This is a genomic window from Moorena sp. SIO3A2 (genome assembly GCF_010672265.1).
GTDB lineage: Bacteria > Cyanobacteriota > Cyanobacteriia > Cyanobacteriales > Coleofasciculaceae > Moorena > Moorena producens.
Genome location: NZ_JAAHHC010000014.1, coordinates 1 through 18,609 on the forward strand (window position 1 = coordinate 1; position 18,609 = coordinate 18,609).

General features: G+C 43.7%; 19 protein-coding genes, 1 tRNA gene and 1 pseudogene. 9 read left to right on the forward strand and 12 right to left on the reverse strand.

The window, feature by feature from the left end:
- Window positions 1–278 precede the first annotated feature (278 nt).
- The gene (locus F6K64_RS16820; protein WP_287249866.1) at window positions 279–563 is read left to right on the forward strand and encodes a hypothetical protein; all 285 of its coding nucleotides are present in this window, start codon (window positions 279–281) and stop codon (window positions 561–563) included.
- 33 nt (window positions 564–596) lie between these two features.
- Here F6K64_RS16820 and F6K64_RS16825 read toward each other — a convergent pair whose 3' ends face one another.
- Window positions 597–1,610 carry an IS701 family transposase gene (locus F6K64_RS16825; protein WP_287249868.1) on the reverse strand — a complete coding sequence of 338 codons (1,014 nt, stop codon included), beginning with the start codon at window positions 1,608–1,610 and terminating at the stop codon, window positions 597–599.
- A gap of 112 nt (window positions 1,611–1,722) precedes the next feature.
- On the opposite strand from F6K64_RS16825, the gene F6K64_RS16830 reads away from it, so the two are divergent.
- The gene (locus F6K64_RS16830; RefSeq protein ID WP_287265882.1) at window positions 1,723–1,974 is read left to right on the forward strand and encodes a hypothetical protein; all 252 of its coding nucleotides are present in this window, start codon (window positions 1,723–1,725) and stop codon (window positions 1,972–1,974) included.
- A gap of 7 nt (window positions 1,975–1,981) precedes the next feature.
- On the opposite strand, the pseudogene F6K64_RS38925 reads toward F6K64_RS16830, so the two are convergent.
- Window positions 1,982–2,161 (reverse strand): annotated as a pseudogene (locus F6K64_RS38925) (PQQ-dependent sugar dehydrogenase); the annotation flags it as partial.
- Window positions 2,162–2,282: 121 nt separating this feature from the next.
- Between F6K64_RS38925 and F6K64_RS16840 the strand changes: the two are divergent.
- Window positions 2,283–2,585: a hypothetical protein gene (locus F6K64_RS16840; protein WP_287265883.1), complete on the forward strand. Its 303-nt coding sequence runs from the start codon at window positions 2,283–2,285 to the stop codon at window positions 2,583–2,585.
- A gap of 84 nt (window positions 2,586–2,669) precedes the next feature.
- On the forward strand, window positions 2,670–2,816 hold the full coding sequence (locus F6K64_RS16845; protein ID WP_287249872.1) for a CAB/ELIP/HLIP family chlorophyll-binding protein: 147 nt from the start codon (window positions 2,670–2,672) through the stop codon (window positions 2,814–2,816).
- A gap of 243 nt (window positions 2,817–3,059) precedes the next feature.
- On the opposite strand, the gene F6K64_RS16850 is transcribed toward F6K64_RS16845, so the two are convergent.
- The 4 genes from F6K64_RS16850 to F6K64_RS16865 form a co-directional block, all read right to left on the reverse strand.
- A complete protein-coding gene (locus tag F6K64_RS16850) occupies window positions 3,060–3,878 on the reverse strand; it encodes a squalene/phytoene synthase family protein (RefSeq protein ID WP_009148740.1) in 819 nt (272 codons plus the stop codon).
- Between the two features lie 207 nt (window positions 3,879–4,085).
- On the reverse strand, window positions 4,086–5,627 hold the full coding sequence (purH, locus tag F6K64_RS16855; RefSeq protein ID WP_287249894.1) for a bifunctional phosphoribosylaminoimidazolecarboxamide formyltransferase/IMP cyclohydrolase: 1,542 nt from the start codon (window positions 5,625–5,627) through the stop codon (window positions 4,086–4,088).
- A gap of 1,184 nt (window positions 5,628–6,811) precedes the next feature.
- Window positions 6,812–6,937, reverse strand: a complete 126-nt coding sequence (gene psaJ / locus F6K64_RS16860) for a photosystem I reaction center subunit IX (RefSeq protein WP_009148746.1) — start codon at window positions 6,935–6,937, stop codon at window positions 6,812–6,814.
- Window positions 6,938–7,099: 162 nt separating this feature from the next.
- Window positions 7,100–7,594, reverse strand: coding sequence for a photosystem I reaction centre subunit III (locus F6K64_RS16865; protein WP_009148748.1), 495 nt, complete (start codon window positions 7,592–7,594; stop codon window positions 7,100–7,102).
- 151 nt (window positions 7,595–7,745) lie between these two features.
- Between F6K64_RS16865 and tsaD the strand changes: the two genes are divergently transcribed.
- Window positions 7,746–8,807, forward strand: coding sequence for a tRNA (adenosine(37)-N6)-threonylcarbamoyltransferase complex transferase subunit TsaD (gene tsaD, locus F6K64_RS16870; protein WP_009148750.1), 1,062 nt, complete (start codon window positions 7,746–7,748; stop codon window positions 8,805–8,807).
- A gap of 182 nt (window positions 8,808–8,989) precedes the next feature.
- On the opposite strand, the gene F6K64_RS16875 is transcribed toward tsaD, so the two are convergent.
- Window positions 8,990–9,063: transfer RNA gene (locus F6K64_RS16875), tRNA-Pro, on the reverse strand.
- A 131-nt stretch (window positions 9,064–9,194) separates the two neighbouring features.
- On the opposite strand from F6K64_RS16875, the gene lipA reads away from it, so the two are divergent.
- Together lipA and F6K64_RS16885 are read left to right on the forward strand one after the other, a co-directional pair.
- Complete coding sequence (gene lipA / locus F6K64_RS16880) at window positions 9,195–10,064, forward strand: lipoyl synthase (protein WP_287265884.1); 870 nt, start codon at window positions 9,195–9,197, stop codon at window positions 10,062–10,064.
- Window positions 10,065–10,112: 48 nt separating this feature from the next.
- Window positions 10,113–11,024 carry an NAD(P)H-dependent glycerol-3-phosphate dehydrogenase gene (locus F6K64_RS16885; protein WP_287265885.1) on the forward strand — a complete coding sequence of 304 codons (912 nt, stop codon included), beginning with the start codon at window positions 10,113–10,115 and terminating at the stop codon, window positions 11,022–11,024.
- Here F6K64_RS16885 and F6K64_RS16890 read toward each other — a convergent pair.
- On the reverse strand, window positions 11,001–11,216 hold the full coding sequence (locus tag F6K64_RS16890; protein WP_044494286.1) for a hypothetical protein: 216 nt from the start codon (window positions 11,214–11,216) through the stop codon (window positions 11,001–11,003). The genes F6K64_RS16885 and F6K64_RS16890 overlap by 24 nt on opposite strands.
- Window positions 11,217–11,945: 729 nt before the next feature.
- Here F6K64_RS16890 and sigC point away from each other — a divergent pair.
- A complete protein-coding gene (gene sigC, locus F6K64_RS16895; protein WP_009148755.1) occupies window positions 11,946–13,199 on the forward strand; it encodes an RNA polymerase sigma factor SigC in 1,254 nt (417 codons plus the stop codon).
- Window positions 13,200–13,412: 213 nt separating this feature from the next.
- On the opposite strand, the gene F6K64_RS16900 is transcribed toward sigC, so the two are convergent.
- Complete coding sequence (locus tag F6K64_RS16900) at window positions 13,413–14,594, reverse strand: peptidoglycan-binding domain-containing protein (protein WP_009148757.1); 1,182 nt, start codon at window positions 14,592–14,594, stop codon at window positions 13,413–13,415.
- A 183-nt stretch (window positions 14,595–14,777) separates the two neighbouring features.
- Between F6K64_RS16900 and F6K64_RS16905 the strand changes: the two genes are divergently transcribed.
- Window positions 14,778–15,659 carry an SH3 domain-containing protein gene (locus F6K64_RS16905; protein ID WP_009148759.1) on the forward strand — a complete coding sequence of 294 codons (882 nt, stop codon included), beginning with the start codon at window positions 14,778–14,780 and terminating at the stop codon, window positions 15,657–15,659.
- 56 nt (window positions 15,660–15,715) lie between these two features.
- Here F6K64_RS16905 and F6K64_RS16910 read toward each other — a convergent pair whose 3' ends face one another.
- The 3 genes from F6K64_RS16910 to F6K64_RS16920 all read right to left on the reverse strand — a co-directional run bounded on the left by F6K64_RS16910 (window position 15,716) and on the right by F6K64_RS16920 (window position 18,601).
- Window positions 15,716–15,892, reverse strand: a complete 177-nt coding sequence (locus F6K64_RS16910; RefSeq protein ID WP_009148761.1) for a hypothetical protein — start codon at window positions 15,890–15,892, stop codon at window positions 15,716–15,718.
- A gap of 200 nt (window positions 15,893–16,092) precedes the next feature.
- A complete protein-coding gene (locus F6K64_RS16915; protein WP_009148763.1) occupies window positions 16,093–16,560 on the reverse strand; it encodes an SH3 domain-containing protein in 468 nt (155 codons plus the stop codon).
- Window positions 16,561–17,086: 526 nt separating this feature from the next.
- Entirely contained in the window at window positions 17,087–18,601 is a 1,515-nt protein-coding gene (locus tag F6K64_RS16920) for a Ycf46 family AAA ATPase (protein WP_009148765.1), read from the reverse strand.
- Window positions 18,602–18,609: the final 8 nt, after the last annotated feature.

Here is an 18,609-nt window from a genome sequence, read left to right on the forward strand (position 1 = left end):
CCAAGGTCGTTTGGCGATTTACTACCGAAGATGCACGAGTCAAACTTAAACACCTATATCCTGTATTTGAACTTGATGAAGACCTAGAATCTAATGCACCAAATTAGCTGTGCCACGCCACTACGCAATATTTTAAAATATGAGATACACCCAAATTATTCAGCTACCACTAATTTTTTACTTAGATGATTAGTGGAAATTATGACAATTGTAAAAGTCATATTATTTAGCTAGTATTTCGTTAAAGATTAAACGTAAAATTTACTCGTGCTACAGTCATGCCAGAAGAAAAGTCTTCTCAACAAGTCAATTTCAACGTTGGTCAAATTTATGATAGCCAAGTTGTAGTAAATGCGGAGAAGGATACAACTCTGACCCAAAATAAACAAATTGGTAAAATTGAATCTTCTCAGCCATTGACTCAAGCCAATGTGGTTGAGGAGATTACTAAGCTTGAAGAACTGTTTCGCAGCTCACAGTTACCGGAGGCAGAGACATCTAAAGCAATCAAGTATTTAGAAGCTGCTAAAGAAGAACAGGACTTACGCAACTGGCACAACTAATGGTGGGGCTAGACTACGGCGAGAGTCTAATAACTAAACTATAGACATAGTAATGTCAGGACGTTTTAGTTGGTTAATTAAGTAATTGGAAAAGAGCCCATGCTTAATTTGATAAATTGTTTGACTACTTTTATAAGCCAAATTTTTGAGTCTGAGCCAAACTAAAATAGCACAAGCAATATGGTTTCTTTGAATACGACCCTTGCGACATTGACATGATTCAATACCAGTCAATTGTTTTAATTCTCGATGAAACTCCTCAACCTTCCATCGAACCTTACACTCTTTTTGTACAACGTCCGTAGAATTTTGAGATAAATCGTTTGTAGCGATAAAATCCGTTTTGTCGGTGGAGACACTTACCCGGAAAAGTTTCACTTTTTTGGAGGCGGTAAATTTTTTTATTTTTACTAATTTACCGGATTTTAACTCTTTTTCATCCCAAACTAATGATTCAATTCTTTGATAATCTTTTTGATTGCCAGTATCATCTACAAGTCGATTACGTTTGAGAGTACAATAATAATATTTTCCCAAATCCTCGATATATAACATTAATTTATTTGTGGCATACCAACTGTCCATCAATACAGTTCTAAATGGCAACTCCTTAGAATACACAAGGTTTTGGATATGCTCCAAAACATGTTCTATTTTTGTCTTACCATCCCGTTCTGGGTCATAAATACGATAGTCTACTACCCAAAACTTTTTGGTTTCGTGATTGACATATATGCAATTTATGAATCCAATTCCTTGAATTATACCATGGGAATTACCACTAGATTGTCGTTGGCTTATCTCTATTTTTCTAGAGTATCGTTTATCAATTACTGTGTCATCAAAAACTAGATAAGCTTGCTCATTTATTTCAATTAAGTCTTTGACATTATCCCACAGTAAGCGTGGGGTCAATTTATCATTTTTTAGATAACGGTTGATTTGATCATGGCTAATCTGCTCTAAATGTTCGGCTAAATTGGTGAGAGTATAATTGAGGTGGCTACTTAATAAGTATTGACAATAGTTAAGTTTAGTAAATTTCATCACTAACTGAATTTTTTAAAGCACCCTCCTCTGATTTGATCAGAAAATTTAAAAAACGAACGACCATTAATTACTATTACTAATCTGAAAAAGGGCTGATCACAGACGGAGCTTGACTATAGTACTAAAGTACTATAGTCAAGCTCCCCACTGTGCCAGTTGCGTAAGTCCTGAAGAAGCACAAGGAGAAGAGCCGGATAAGGATTTTGCTGCTAAGAATTTGCAAAAGGCTTGTACAGCTCTCAAAGGTTTAAAAGAAGCTGGTGAAACGGTTGAAGCAGGAAAAAACTTATGGGAAACAGTTCAGCTTATTATCACTAAGCTTCTGCCTTGGCTCGGGAAAGCTAGCAGCTACTTTATTTAAGGTTAAACAAGTCATCAGGTCTATTGACAGTAGTGTAAAGTTCACCAGTAATTGGATGACAGTCGAGACCGACAAGATTACCTCAGCCATAGGCAAAGGTCTGTTGGTTTGAGCCGTCCAGGTTCATCACCTGTACCGATGCTGGGGGTAAGGGTTCCCGATCGACATTAGACTGTGAACCCATAGAGTTGAAGGTTAGTAGGTTGCCCCTTAGTAGGTGTTGCCCCTTAGTAGGTGTTGCTGGTTAGTAGGTGTTGTCGGTTGAAGGTTAGTAGGTGTTGTCGGTTGAAGGTTAGTACCTTGGCCTATTGGCCACCCTACGCGAACAACCTTCAACAACCTTGGCCAAAAGGCCACGCTACGCGAACAACCTTCAACCAGTTAACCTTCAACCAGTTAACCTTCAACCAGTTAACCTTCAACCAGTTAACCTTCAACCAGTTAACCTTCAACCGGTTAACCTCCAACCAGTTAACCATCAACCAGTTAACCATCAACCTGTTAACCTTGGCCAAAAGGCCACGCTGCGCGTTCAACCCTATCTCCCTATAGCCTCCAGTTATCCCTACTTCAGGCAAAGCGTATCCGCATATACCATATTTTGGTTATAAAAATATAAATAAATGTTGCAAATATCCCCAAAATAGGTTAACTTATATTACAGAAGCTAACAAAACCCTAGGAGATCTATAACAATGACTCAAGAGCAAGAATCTAAGTTCGGTTTCACCAACTTTGCTGAAACCTGGAATGGCCGTTTGGCAATGCTTGGTTTCGCCATTGGCTTGGCTACCGAGTTGCTTACTGGTAACGGAATTCTGGAACAACTAGGTCTGATTTAATCTACCATAAGCAATTGGGCGCACGGTGTGCGCCCCTACAGTTGATTTGTGTTCTACTCAATATTGGAAGCAATATTGGAATTGCTATACCTGCATTTCTGACAGAGATGGCGATCGCAGTCGCTGAAAGCCTTACGCAATCTAGGGTTGACCCCGATTGAAGCTCAGCAAAAAAACGACAGTGTGTTGTTCTTAAGCGATCGCTTAACTATTCCTAATAAAATAGAACACTTTTATACCGATCTACTTAGTTGTTAATTCCTCAACAATACCCATCACTGCACTGCGGGTTAGTTTAGATTGTCCGAGAGCTAAAACATCAAGGGTTGCATGAGCTAAAGCCAGGGGAATTTGGCAAAAATTTCTGGCTGGACTATTCTTCAGTAGAGCATTGGTGTAAGCATCAGCTAAAGAGAGATTTCTCCGAGCATATTTATGTAGCTCTTCTTCGCCCCAGCCGTTGGGAAAAAAATCCACTTGCCTTGTCAAATCTTCAGACCGGTTACGTAGAATGTTGACTGCTTGTAAACCCCGACCAAAACCAACTGCATAACTACGGTTAGTTTGGGTACCATCATACCAAGCCCATAAATCAGAAAGTAACAATCCTACAGAGCCGGCAACGCTATAAGTATAAGCATCCAAATCCATTTCTGTATTAATTTCCCAACCGCATTCAGCCCAAGCTGCCATTCTATCTGCCATAGCTGCGCTAGCTTCCCAAATGCGAGGTGCAATGGTTTCCGGTGCTAGCATTGCCCATTCACCAATCCGAATGGTTACTTCTGGAAGTGGCTGTTCGTGCTTACTCAAGGCTAAAGATAATTCCGAGGCACTGAATCCATTACCTATACCTTGTAGACCGAAACTAATTTTTCGCAACAGTGAAGCCTTGGTAGGGTTATCAAGCTCAAAATCATCTTCAATTTCGTCAATTGCACGCATACATAAGTATGCAGAAGCAACAGATTCTTGTAACCCTCCTGGTAAACAACTAATTGGAATATAGAAAGTTCGACTAGTTTCTTTGAGAATTCCTAAGGCATCTTTACACAGTTGCATGACTTTACCATTCTCATCGTCGCTTTATATGATATTAATAAATTTTAAACGATAAATACTCATAAATATTGAATTTATATGTATTTTTTGTCAAGAGGACTTACAAAGTTTAGTTGGTTTGGCTCCCCTAACCCCCTCTAACAAGGGTAGTTTTTTAAACATAGGGGCAAGTACTTACTTTCATTTTCTTCTGGATAATTTAAATAACTAATGTAAAAAGTGGCGCATACCGGTGAGCACCATTACTAATCCCAGTTCATCTGCTGCCTGAATCGAGTCTTGATCTCGTAAACTCCCACCCGGTTGCACAATTGCCTCAATCCCTGCTTTAGCAGCTGTCCGCACTGAGTCATCGAACGGGAAGAATCCATCACTAGCAAGGATAGCGTTTTTGCTATTTTCCCCAGCCTGTTCTAATGCTATATTGACTGCACCTACCCGATTCATTTGACCCGCACCCACACCTAAGGTTGTGCGATCGCGCGTCACGACGATGGCATTAGACTTTACATGCTTACACACCTTCCAAGCAAATAATAATTCTGCCATTTGGTCAGGAGTAGGTTGCTTTTGGCTTACCACTTGCCAATTCTCAGGATTATCCATGGCATCATCCGCAGCTTGTACCAGAAACCCCCCTGCAATAGCTTTCACAGTTTGCTTTGCTCCGGTCTGTAAGTCTGGTAATAGCAACACCCTTAGCTTCGACTTAGCACTGAGAATTTCTTGAGCTTCTGGTTCACATCCTGGTGCGACTACACATTCTAAGAAAGTTTTCTTTAACGCAACAGCTGTAGCAGCATCAATGGGTTGATTTAATGCCACAATTCCACCGAAGGCAGAAATAGAGTCAGCATTGAATGCCTTCTGATAGGCTTGCGAGAGGGTTTCTGCCAAGGCTACCCCACAAGGATTGGTGTGCTTGAGAATTGCTGCGGCTGGAGTGTCAGTAAATTCATTAATGATCCGCCGTGCAGCTTCTAAATCCACCAGGTTGTTGTAACTGAGTTCCTTACCCTGAAGTTTAGTGGCTGCAGCCCAACCTGTGGGAACCGTTCCGGATTGATACCACGATGCCGGTTGATGGGGATTCTCGCCATAGCGTAGAGATTGGCGCTGTTGTCCAGACAAGGTAAATCGTTTTGGTAGGGAAACTGGATCTTTGTACCCGATCAGGTAGGATGCGATCGCATGGTCATAGGCAGCGGTATGACCAAAAACCTCTATAGCGCAAGCCTGACGGAATTCAGTTGATGGTTGATTTCCATTCTGGCGCAACTCCTCTAAATAATCCTGATACTGACTAGGATTACACAGCACTGTCAGATGAGCATAGTTTTTCGCAGCTGCCCTCAGCAGTGTTGGACCACCGATATCGATAGTTTCAATTGCTTCTGCTAAACTCACGTCCGGTTTAGCAACAGTCTGTTCAAATGGATAGAGATTCACCACCACCAAATCAATGGGACGAATCTGGTTTGTCTCCATTTCTGCCACATCTTCGGGGAAATCTCGCCTTCCCAAAATTCCACCATGAATTCGTGGATGTAGGGTTTTCACCCTGCCACCTAAAATTTCTGGAAAGCCAGTGTAATCAGACACTTTCGTTACCGGCAAACCCTCTGATTGCAAGGCTTTAGCCGTTCCACCACTGCTGATTAAATCAAATTCAAATTCTTCTACTAGCTGACGGGCAAAGTCGATTAGCCCAGTTTTGTCAGATACACTCAGCAGTGCCAGATTTGCCATTTCAAACAATTTTACAAAAGTTGACACTCCCCGCCCTAAAAGAGCGGGGATTCTTAGTTCTAGGACATGCCTTAAAATTAGCTATCCTGAAAGGCAATACTTAAGCCAAATACCCGTTTAAAAACCAAATATCGAGCCTAATTTAACTAACCCCAGTGGGCTTGTCTTCCTAAGCGTTGGGAATTTCCTTGTTCCCGTGTGCCGGAGACGAAACCTTATCAGAGGGTCGCCTTTATGGTTAGTCGGCTATGCGTAAAAGGGTTAAAACTTGTTGATTAAGGCTCCACTCTTCTTACGGTAACTTCTAACCCCACGGTACGTTATATATTTTGAAGTTGTTATTTTACTGGTTTTCGGTATCTGTTAAGACCCATGCGTTTTAGCGGTGCGACCCGTGGCGAATTTAATTCGACGACTGTAAGCACACCGTGAGGTTTTTCGCGCCTCGTGTACTAGCATCGCAAAACGCTCGTTGTTAAATAGGGCAGTACCGACGAATCCTGCCTGTGCTAGGCTACACATTTAAATATAATATACCTTATTTCGGAAAAAGTCGCCCTAGAAGGGAAACTCAAGTAGCGTGGCCTTTGGCCAGGCTTGAAACCCAGACTTTTGGTCAACCGAATTCTGAATTATCGTAAGCATATGCGCTACAGATGGTGCTACTTGAGGTGCCGTCAGCCGTCAGCCGTCAGCTTATTTTATTCAAAAGCACCGATTGCGCTACTTGAGGTGCTGCGCGAACAGTAGCGTCGCACAGGCTTCGACCCTGTGAGTTTCCCCATAAGCACCGATTGCGCTACACGCACGCTGCGCGAACAGTAGCGTGCCCACAAGCCCAAAGCTGATCGCTGATAGCACCTCAAGTAGCACCATCTGTAGCCCATAGGCTAATAGCTGATAGCTGATAGCTGAATGCTTACAATTATCAATTCAGAATGCAGAATTATTAGTTGCTAAATTCAGGATTCAGCAACTTAATAATTCAGAAATAATTAATTCAGAAATATTCAACTTTACTTCTGGATTATGGATTCTGCACTCTGAATTATTTTTTTAAATTGTGAATAGGTTTTTTAGGGTAAATTTAAATAATTCAGCGAACTAAGGTAGGAGCTGTATATTAATTAGCTTACCTACCAATCCGGAATGAATTATTTAAATCTTTTCCCCATTTTTCCTAATTACAACGGATGGAAAAGTAGATCAGGGAAAAAGCGGTTAAATTCAATCAAAATTCCAGCCGTAATGGTCATCCAAACAGCCAACAACACTGGTGCTAGGGACAAATACTTGAGTAAATCCTGCATGGAACATTCTCCTAAAATCGATAACTATTTCAAGACATCTTGGCACATCAATATCATGCCCTGTCTATAAAGCGTGAAAACTTGATTAGCGAGAACGGCACTAGTTTTTAGCTAACTTTTCAGTGCTAAAAGCGTTCCCGCCAGCGAGTCTAAGTATGATTGCTAGCGTGGTGAGACAGGAATCTCATCATCTTTAGCAAACATTTCACCAGTAGTGATTTCTTTGAATGCTAACAAAGGCCATGAGGCAGCCATTAGCATCTTACTAAATGCCACGGGGACATCAATGATGACTTCTTTTTCTTCTGGGTTCTTACCCTTTTGAATCGCTTGTAGATAGCTGCGACCTGCCCAGCCAATCCAGCCAGTGATATAGAGGAAGAGTAAGCTAGGAATGAGGAAGTCACCCATATGGGAGAAACGACCATCCACAATCAAGTGAGGATATCCCTCATCACCACAAAGTGCTTGAGAATACCGCTCAAATCGGTTCGCACCGGAATTGGGGTCACCTGTAGTATTTAGGAACTGAGCCTTCCGGGCTTGAAATGCAGCAGACTCACTACAAGGGGTGAGATGATCCAAAGAAGCAGAGGCTGGGCTGATGGCGCAAAGCCACACAGAGACGGCAAAAATTAAAGCTAACAATCGTCGCATAGAAAGTGTCTCCTTTTGTTAAGAAACAAAAAGTTTTTTGTACAAACCAAGAGATCAAATTATTTGTACACTCAGGCAATCTTACTCTGAGGCGTGTATCTAGTAAAGTTTAATTAACTAAAAGTAGTGTTTCAATAAAGGTCATTGGTGAATGGCTTGTGTTTTAGCAATAGAAACCAGTTGTGATGAAACAGCTGTGGCGATTGTTAACAATCGTAAATGTTGTAGCAATATTGTTGCCTCCCAAATTCCTATGCATCGGCAGTATGGGGGTGTGGTGCCAGAGGTAGCATCCCGTAGCCATCTGGAAACCATCAATAATGCGATCGCGCAAGCCCTAGAAGCAGCTCAACTGGACTGGGGAGCAATTGACGGCATTGCTGCTACCTGCGCTCCCGGCTTAGTGGGCTCTCTACTAGTGGGGGTCACAGCTGCCAAAACCCTGGCCATTGTCCACAACAAGCCCTTTGTAGGTGTCCATCATCTAGAAGGTCATATTTACGCCACCTATCTCAGTGAGCCAGAACTAGAACCACCATTTTTGAGTCTGTTGGTGTCTGGCGGTCACACTAGCTTAATTTATGTCAAAACCTGTGGTAGCTATGAGATACTGGGCGCAACCCGTGACGATGCTGCTGGTGAAGCCTTTGATAAGGTAGCACGATTATTAAAGTTAGGCTATCCCGGAGGACCAGTTATAGATAAGTTAGCACGAGAGGGTAACCCCAAAGCCTTTCCATTGCCAGAAGGTAAGATTTCCCTTGCTAGTGGCGGTTATCATCCCTATGACTCCAGTTTTAGTGGCTTGAAGACAGCGGTGCTAAGGCTGGTGCAAAAACTGGAACAGGAACACTCAGAAATTCCAGTGACCGACATTGCTGCCAGCTTTCAGGAAACTGTAGTGCGATCGCTTACCAAGCGTACCATTGCTTGTGCTCTCGACTATGGTCTGGACACGATTGTGGTTGGGGGTGGGGTGGCTGCCAATAGTGGCTTGAGACAACAGTTACAAGCTGCAGCAACTGAGCATAATTTGCGAGTTATTTTCCCTCCCCTGAAGTTTTGTACCGATAATGCCGCAATGATTGGCTGTGCCGCAACTGACCATTTAAATCAAGGACATACTTCCCCTTTGACTTTGGGAGTGCGATCGCGAATGCCTATCACTAAGGTGATGGAACTTTACTCAGAGGTTGAAGGTTTCAGAGGTTGAAGGTTTCAGAGGTTGAAGGTTTCAGAGGTTGAAGGTTGAAAGTTTCAGAGGTTGAAGGTTTAAGAACCTCTAACCTGTAACCTGCTAACCTGTAACCTGCTAACCTGTAACCTGCTAACCTGCTAACCTGTAACCTGCTAACCTGTAACCTGCTAACTTTTCAAGTTAGTCCAAAAGTACAATCGGGATGACAGGATTTGAACCTGCGACCCCTTCGTCCCGAACGAAGTGCGCTACCAAACTGCGCTACATCCCGATAAAGCCATAATTTAAGATTTCATCTATTTTATCATGCCTTAGGGGCAATCGGCCCCTAGCTTGTTAGGATCAAGATTAAAGTTACGTAACTTAAATTTATATATATATATAGTTGGAGTATAACCAAGAGTGGTAGTTAAACCAGAATGGTTGCGAGTCAAAGCGCCCCAATGGCAGCGTGTCGGCAATATTAAAGAAACCTTAAGAGATTTAGCACTCAATACTGTCTGTGAAGAAGCCTCTTGTCCCAATATCGGAGAGTGCTTCAATGCTGGTACTGCCACCTTTTTAATTATGGGACCAGCCTGCACCCGTGCTTGTCCCTACTGCGATATTGACTTTGAGAAAAAACCCAAAGCTCTTGACTCCACTGAACCCACACGGCTAGCGGAAGCCGTGCAGCGCATGGGTCTAAATCATGTGGTTATTACCTCTGTCAACCGGGATGATTTACCCGATGGTGGAGCTTCCCAGTTTGTACAGTGCATTGAAGCCATTCGCCTGGTCTCACCTGATACCACTATTGAGGTTTTAATCCCAGACTTGTGCGGGAACTGGGATGCCCTCGAAACGATTCTTCAAGCTAAACCCGAAGTCCTCAATCACAATACAGAAACAGTACCCCGACTCTATCGGAAAGTACGCCCTCAAGGGGATTATCAGCGTTCCCTTGAATTACTGTTGCGGACGCGAAACTTGGCTCCATCGGTTTACAGCAAATCTGGTATAATGGTAGGTTTAGGAGAAACTGATGCAGAAGTCCGGCAAGTCATGACGGATTTAAGGCAAGTAGACTGCGACATCTTAACTATTGGTCAGTATCTTCAACCCACTCAAAAACACCTAAAAATTTCTGAATTCATAACCCCTAAACAATTTGATACCTGGAAAGAGTATGGTGAATCCCTCGGTTTCCTGCAAGTTGTTTCATCTCCCCTTACCCGCAGTTCCTATCATGCCGAGCAAGTTCGAGAATTAATGCAGCGCTATCCCCGATGAACGGTTGCATGGTTGCAAGAAAATGGAAAGTAACAACTAACAATCATAATGACCAACATCACTATAATCGGAGCAGGTGTTTGGGGTACAGCCCTCTATAGCCTAGCCTCTAAAAACGGTGATCAGGTTTGTTTGTGGTCCCGTCGGAGTCAGACAAAATTAGCAGATGCTATAAAATCTAGCAGTATTATCTTGTCTGCTGTTTCCATGTCGGGGGTAAATGCTGTAGCGCAACAGCTAAAGTGTTTATCAGTATCTTCTGACGTGATCTTGGTCACAGCGACTAAGGGGTTAGATTTGCAAACCACCCGTACTCCCTCTCAAATCTGGCAAGCTGAATTTCCCAACAATCCTGTAGTGGTGCTATCGGGTCCCAATCTTTCCAAAGAAATTAAACAAGAACTCCCAGCCGCTACAGTAGTAGCTAGCACAGATGTAAAAGCAACTGAGATACTACAACAGGTGTTTTCTTCGCCAAATTTCCGGGTTTACACCAATCGAGACCCCCTCGGTGTAGAACTAGGGGGTACCCTGAAAAATGTGATGGCGATCGCATCTGGAACCTGTGATGGTTTACAACTAGGAACAAATGCCAAAGCAGCTTTGCTAACCCGTGGGCTTACAGAAATGATCCGTATTGGTAAAGATTGGGGTGCTAAGGTAGAAACATTTTACGGTTTGTCGGGACTAGGAGATTTACTCGCAACCTGTAGTAGTCGCCTCAGTCGCAATTATCAAGTTGGTTATCAGCTGGCTGTTGGTCAGAAACTTGCAGATATTCTGGCCAACTTGGAGGGAACAGCAGAAGGGGTCAACACTACAAAGGTTGTGATGGAACGAGCTAAGCTCAAAAGAATTTCAGTACCCATTACTTATCAAGTCCATCGATTGCTCCAAGGGGAGATAACCCCCCAAGCGGCTGTTGAAGCTCTAATGCTACGAGATACTAAGCCAGAATGATGGTCTGATCTCGAGTGCGTTCGCGTAGCGTGACCTACGGTCAATCGCGTAGCGGCTCTGTTCGCGTAGGGTGGCCTTTGGCCTTAAGAGTATCGCAATGATCATGAAAAATTTACCAAACCAGCTAGTATCCCTTGCTGCCTGACTGCGAAAGCTCTCCTGCTCCGGAAGCTCCCCTGCTTTCAAACTCATACAAAAAAACTGAGACAAAAAACTGAGACAAAAATTGAGACATTTTGCTGTTGTCTATCAGGCATCCTGAAAATATAAAATCTTTAGGGACATGCCACTGCTTGAGATAAAGCGACTACATCAAGACATTGCAAACTTTGGTAATGTTTTATCAAGTTTCGTAATATCAGTGCCAATCTAGCAACATAGCTAGGTGGCACTGATATTTGATTACTCTGGTAATTCGGCAATAATTTGGCAATTTTAAACTATGTGTATGCACTTATTCATAAGTTCGTTGTTTCTTCAAACCCATTCGAGCACAGGATATCCGCAAGTAGCTTCCCTACTGCTTAGTCCTTGATATTAGTCCCTGATACCCATAAATAAAATTTTTTCTTGAATTAGCGAGAATCTTTCTGGAATCCCCATGATGCGCACTGTAGATTAATACAGCTTTTGACCAAGGTCTCTATTTTACTATAGAGTTACTTATACAATAGCTGAAATCAGGAGATCCTGTTCCTTTTGCCATCTATAGACCTTTAGCTGAATGCGGCAAGGTAGGGTGGATAGATCGGGTGAACCGTTAGCTACCAATATTAATAAAGGCTACCAGGGATAACCGGTAAGTCTTGCCGGGAGAAAAAATTAAGTAGCTGTTTCTCCGATCATCATGGGTGGGAATTCTAGTACTAAGTGTGACAAACACAATTCCGTGTTGTCACTGGTTGTAATCGAGAGATCATTATGCCAGCCACTCCTTTCTATGCCGACACAGAATTAGATCACGAGACTTCTGCCTATAGCTTTGAGCTTAATGGCCCAAGGGACGATGGGGAAGGATCAGTGGATGACTTAGTTGATGTGGAGATTGAGGGTGCAGACGCGGCTAGCTTAACTAAAAATAGCACCCGTCGCACCACCGACCTAGTTCGGTTATATCTCCAGGAAATTGGTCGGGTTCGTCTACTGAGGCGAGATGAGGAAGTCTCGGAAGCTCAAAAAGTTCAGCGCTACATGAAACTACTACGGCTGCGCAATAATAAGTCGGCTATATCTGAGGATAAAGTCATGGAGCGCTTTGTCCACCTGATTGAAATCCATGATCGTCTAGCGTCCCAGTTAGGTCACCGTCCTTCCTTGGAACGGTGGGCAACGGCTGCAGGAATTGACGTTTCTCAACTGAAGCCGAGTATGTCAGCTGGAAAACTGCGTTGGGCAGAGTTAGCCGAACTAACATCCAAAGAGCTAGAGCAGGTACAAGCTGAAGGGCTCCAAGCTAAGGAACACATGATCAAAGCTAACCTACGTCTGGTAGTGTCAGTAGCGAAGAAGTATCAAAACCGTGGCTTGGAACTCCTAGACTTAATCCAGGAAGGAACTCTGGGATTAGAGCGAGCGGTTGAGAAATTTGACCCGACCAAAGGCTACCGATTTAGCACCTATGCTTACTGGTGGATCCGTCAAGGAATCACCCGGGCGATCGCTACCCAAAGCCGTACCATTCGCCTGCCAGTTCACATTACTGAGAAGCTCAATAAAATCAAAAAAGCCCAACGGAAGATTTCCCAAGAACGTGGGCGCACAGCAACCATTGACGATATTGCTGTGGAATTAGAAATGACTGCGGCTCAGGTACGAGAAGTATTACTACGAGTACCCCGCTCTGTTTCTTTGGAAATTAAAGTTGGTAAGGAACGAGACACCGAACTAGGAGATTTACTCGAAACTGAGGAAACTTCTCCAGAAGAAGTGTTGATGCGAGAAGCCTTACAACGGGATTTACAGCAACTCCTAGCCGATCTAACCAACCGTGAACGGGATGTGATTCGGATGCGGTTTGGCTTGGGAGATAACCAGCCTTACTCTCTAGCTGAGATTGGTCGCGCTTTGGATTTATCTCGCGAGCGGGTACGCCAAATCGAAGCTAAAGCTTTACAAAAGTTGCGGCAACCCAAGCGCCGTAACCGAGTTCGGGATTACCTGGAAGCTTTGAGCTAATCCCTTGGTGACATATTCCCACACTTTCCGATTAACTTACCGATTAGGGAAGTGTGGGCTTCTTGCCAATCCTATCCTAGCTATCACCCTAGCTATCCCTTGTCCTAGGGTTCTAGTTGTTCAAAATTTATTGAATTTATCAATACCTGAGGGAGCACCCCGATTTATTTATTTGTTAGTAGACTTTTTATTTGTTAGTAGACTTGAGCTTACTTAAAAATAGGCTACCCGGGCATCAAATCCTTGCGATCGCAATTCATGGGAACGACTTTCCGCTTCACTACGGCTAGAAAAAGCTCCAGCATTAAAATAACGGCCTCGATCATCGTCAGATATAATACCACCAGTCAGCTTCATCTGATTTCGCACTTCACTTAGCACATTATCATTAGGAATGGGGATCACCACCACATAGCGATTCTTCTCAGCTTCAGGATTTATATTAATAAGTCCCAATGCTTGCAGGGTTTGTAAATCAGCTATCCCGGTTGGAAGTAGATTATTATTACGTATCTGAAATTTAAACACTGCATCCTCAGTTTCTTCGCCATATCTCCCATCAATAGCACCAGGATTAAACCCTCGAGATCTCAACTCTTCCTGAAGCCGTCTAACCTCTGGGCCGCGATCGCCTGGTCGTAGTTCACTGCGACGAATAGGAGTACCAAATGCTATGGGTTGTTGACTGTTAAAGTCAGCAGGAGGAAGAGGGATCTGATCAGGCGGTAATCCAAACGGTTGTGATTGAGTAACTAAAGCATTAGATAGTTCTGCTCTAGTTTGTGATCCCACAATCCCATCCGCCCTGAGACCATAGTCTGTTTGGAATTCAATCACTGCTTGTTCTGTAACTGGACCAAAGTAACCGGTTGGGTCGGCATTGAAATACCCCAGTTGTCTCAACTGTCGCTGCACTTCCGTAACCGCTGATCCACGAGACCCTCGTCTGAGTCCAGATTGAGTAACATTCCTACGGGATGGTGCTGCTCTGGTTTGTGATGGAAAGAGTTTTGCTCTGGTTCGTGGTCCGACTTCCCCATCAGCAGGAAGCCCCTTTTTTCGTTGGAACCGAATCACAGCATTTTTAGTAATTGAACCAAAATAGCCAGTTGGTTGCCGATTGAAATACCCGAGTTCTCGCAAACGACGCTGAACCTCTGTTACATCAGCTCCCCTACGACCTTCCCGCAGCACCCTTTGGGCTAGGGCTTCTTCTGCCATCCCCACAATGCTAAGTATGGCAATTAGCAACAGTAAATAAATCCGATGGTAAGCAACTAGCTTATACTCCTTGAGCCACTGAAACAATTTTTGAATTGACTCCTTCAAAACTGCAGGAGTATCTGCTAGTTCTTCTTCGCTTAAGGCAAGATGAAGATAGGCAAGGGTCTCCATGATTTTTCCAAGGAAACTGTTACCGTTAGTTTAACAAATGACAGTAGAGCATTGGTAATGTTTCGGACAACATAATCTCAGAAATTTTACGTAATCGGATATTAAAGCATGTAGTTATAGAGCAAGACTCTTATCAAAACAGAGCAATTCTCCTCTCTAACCATAACGCAATAGTTTTAAATCATGAGCACTATTCGTCACTGGAGTACATTTGTCCCCCTCCTAGCTTTAGTCTTGAGCAATTTAGGGGGAGTAGGGGCTAGGGCTACCGTAATTCCGAGCACCAATTCCGCCAACAGCATCCCCTCGGCCAAACCAACCCAAGCTCAGACTCAAGGGAAATTTCAACTGGCTCAGGGATTGATGGGTAAATGTCGCGCCGCTGCTGAGTCAACGTTTATCTACAAACAGCGATCAACCTCTAACCTAATGAGAGCCTTAGAGGCTGATGAACAAGTTATTCTGGCCGAAAACAAGGTTAGCCAAGATGGTTGGATTGCGATCAACTTCCCCATTAGTGGATTTGTCCAAGCCCAAAATCTCAAGTTCTGTCCGCCGGGGATAGGAGGAGTAACCCCTACTCAAACACTATCTCTCTGCCGCCAAGCTGCTAAGTCAATGTTTATCTACAAACAGCCATCAATCGAACCAATCAGAACCTTAGAGCCTAATGAAGAAGTTATTCTGGCCGAAAACAAGGTTAGGAAAAATGGTTGGATCGCGATCAACTCCCCCGTTCCTGGATTTGTCCGAGCCAAAGATCTAAAGTTCTGTCAGGACAGAGTAATAGTACGCTCTAATCCAACACCATCTCTCTGTCGCGAAGTTATATATAAAGGTAATGATGGTATAGCTGTCCGTAGAGGACCGAATATTAACTCTTCTCGACTAGGTCTTGTCTCCTATGGAGTGGAAGTACAACTGATCAACGGTTCCCGTCAAGACCAATTTCGCAAGGACTCCCAAGGGCGCGAGTGGGCAAGAATAACTTATCCTGTTAATGGATGGATGTCTAACGGGTTTCCTGCTACGGGTGATCAGAATCTTGTGGTTTGTTCCAATTAGCCCACCAGAAAACACATAACTAGCAAGTTGTTAATTACTTATCATAGGACTTTTATTTATACTAAGTCAGCCTGATGTAACAAGGCACCAACTAAGCCAGCCATAGCAGTAATTCCTATAGCAATCATTGGGTGTTGACCTTGGCTGACAGCAAAAGAGGTGACAATCCCGGCACCCAAAGCAGCAGTCACAGCAGCACCCAAAAGATCTTTATTGGTATTTTTGTTGTACATAAACGTGTTAGCCAGAAATTAAGTTAACCAGAAATTTAACTTTTTTGATGGTGTTAAAAGTTAGTTTCATCACCCTATCATTCTGGATTCTGGCATTAAAGCTAGATCGGCAATATTGCAATCAAGATTAATATTTAGCTATTTTTCTTAACAAAAACAATACTTGTTAAGTATTGAGTGTTGAGTGTTGCTCGAAACTATTAGTTTATTTTTTTGACATTACCTGCTTTAACCCAACCTTTTTGGTCACTACCAGGCAAGCGTACTCTCTGCCATCGCTTATCATCACTGTATCCGAGGATGATCAGGGTCTGATTGTAGCCAATACCACCTATGCGTTGAGCGTTCAGGCTAGGGGAGTCCCGAAGAATCAACCCCTGTGGCCAGGTAACACTGGCTCGATAAGCACCCGGTTCCAGTTTTGGTAAAGGACTAGGACTAGGAATGGGTTTGGGAGTAGTTGCTGGTTTAGACTGCCCAGATGAACTGGTCGGTTGAGCTTTTGGTGATGGTGACTTCTTGGGTCGCTCCTCAGCAAAAACTGGTTTTTCAGGCTCAACTGCTAGTTTAGTAAAGAAGTAATAAACTGTACCAACAGCAGCACCTGCTAAGATGCCAATGCCGAGAATAAAACCAATGATAAACTGAGCTATCTTGGAAAGATTCATGGGAAAGTATTCAAAGATAAAGGTTGAACGCGATCGCGTGACCGAAAGGTCAAGGTTGAAAGGTTGAAGGTTAACAGGTTGAACGCTGAAGGTTGGAGGTTGTTAGGTTGAAAGGTTGAAGGTTAACAGGTTGAACGCGACGCGCGTGCCTATTGGCCAAGGTTGAACGCGACGCGCGTGCCTATTGGCCAAGGTTAACAGGTTGAACGCGATCGCGTGACCGAAAGGTCAAGGTTAACAGGTTAAAGGTTGAACGCGACGCGCGTGCCTATTGGCCAAGGTTAACAGGTTGTTAGGGTGTTCTAGCAAAAGTTCATGATATAATTTACAATTAATCTAGTTTCAATTAATCTAAATAATCTATAGGGTTTCTGATACTTATTAGGTCAAGTCAATTTTATTAGCGCTACTCCCTACTCCCTACTCCCTACTCCCTACTCCCTACTCCCTACTCCCTACTCCCTACTCCCATTAACCCAGGATGAAGTAGCTCACCCAATTGAGAACTACTACTATATATGATTACTTACTGGAGTTGGCGCTGAATGCGATCATTTAAGGGGCTATTGCGAGAAGCCATGCGAGCTTTTCCGGCAGCTGCCCAATCCTGTAAGAATTGGATTTGCTCTTGGGCTGTGCGTGCTAAGGGGATAATTTGGCTAGCGGCTTCGAGAATATCATCTGTGGTGAAGTCTCGGTTTTGGCTAAAGCCGATGTGCATGGCTTCGATCAGGGTCTGCTCAATTTCTGCCCCAGAAAAATCAGGGGTTTCGTAGGCTAATCGGTCTAAAGCGTAACTATTAAGATTATGAGGTCGCAGCCGGGATAGGTGTAGGTCAAAAATAGCACGACGTTCTTCCTGGTTGGGCAAACCAACAAAAAAGATTTCGTCAAATCGACCCTTACGAAGCATTTCTGGGGGTAAGGCTTGGATATTGTTGGCAGTAGCGACCACAAACACTGGGGATTTTTTCTCAGCTAACCAGCTAATAAAGGTACCAAAGACACGACTGGTTGTGCCAGCATCCCCTTTAGAGGATAAACCAGAGAAGGCTTTGTCAATTTCATCAATCCAGAGGATGCAGGGCGCGAGAGCTTCGGCTAGCTGAATCATCTGCCTAGTACGGGATTCTGATTCCCCTACTAAGCCACCAAATAGACGACCGACATCTAAACGTAGCAGGGGTAGGTGCCAGTGGTTTGCGATCGCTTTTGCAGTTAAGGATTTCCCAGTTCCTTGAATCCCCGCTAATAGTAATCCTCGAGGATGAGGTAACCCGTATTGTCGCGCCTGTTCTGTAAATGCTCCACCCCGTCGCAGTAGCCAGTCTTTAAGGTTGTCTAAGCCACCGATGTCGGAAATTTTTTCTTGGGTTGGGTAGAACTCTAGGATCTGGGTTTGCCTAATGGATTGACGCTTTTCTTCTAAAATTAGTTCCACATCTGAAGGTTGGATGGCATTATTAGAGGCAATCCCACGAGCTAGGACCCGACGAATCCTTTCTAAGGAAAGACCAAGAGCCGACCGCACCAGCTCATCAATGATTTTTTCAGTTAGGGTTTGTCCGGTTGCCCCCAACAAACGTTTCACCTCAGCTTTAATTTCCGATGCGGTTGGTAAGGGGAATTCGAGCACTGTCAGGACTTCGGTTAAATCCGAGGGAACCGACACTTGGGGGGTAACGATAACTATATTCTTAGGCTGGGATTTGAGGGTACGTGCCAGATTTCTGAGTTTACGAGCAACTGATACATCTTCTAAGAATCGGTGAAAATCTCTTAATACAAAGATGGCAGCAGCACTTTCGCCAATTCTATCTACAAATTCTAAGGCTTGTAAGGGGTTGCGGCGTCCAAAGCCGATATCATTAGGGTTTCCCTGGTAACCATCTACAAAATCCCAGATATAGACACCACGATTACCCAAACGTTTAGCTGATTGCTTGATCGCTGTTTCTACTCGCTCTTCTTCTAGAGTGGGAATATATAACAAAGGATAGCGAGCACGTAGCAGAAGCTCAAACTCGTCATTGAAATTCATATAGCAAA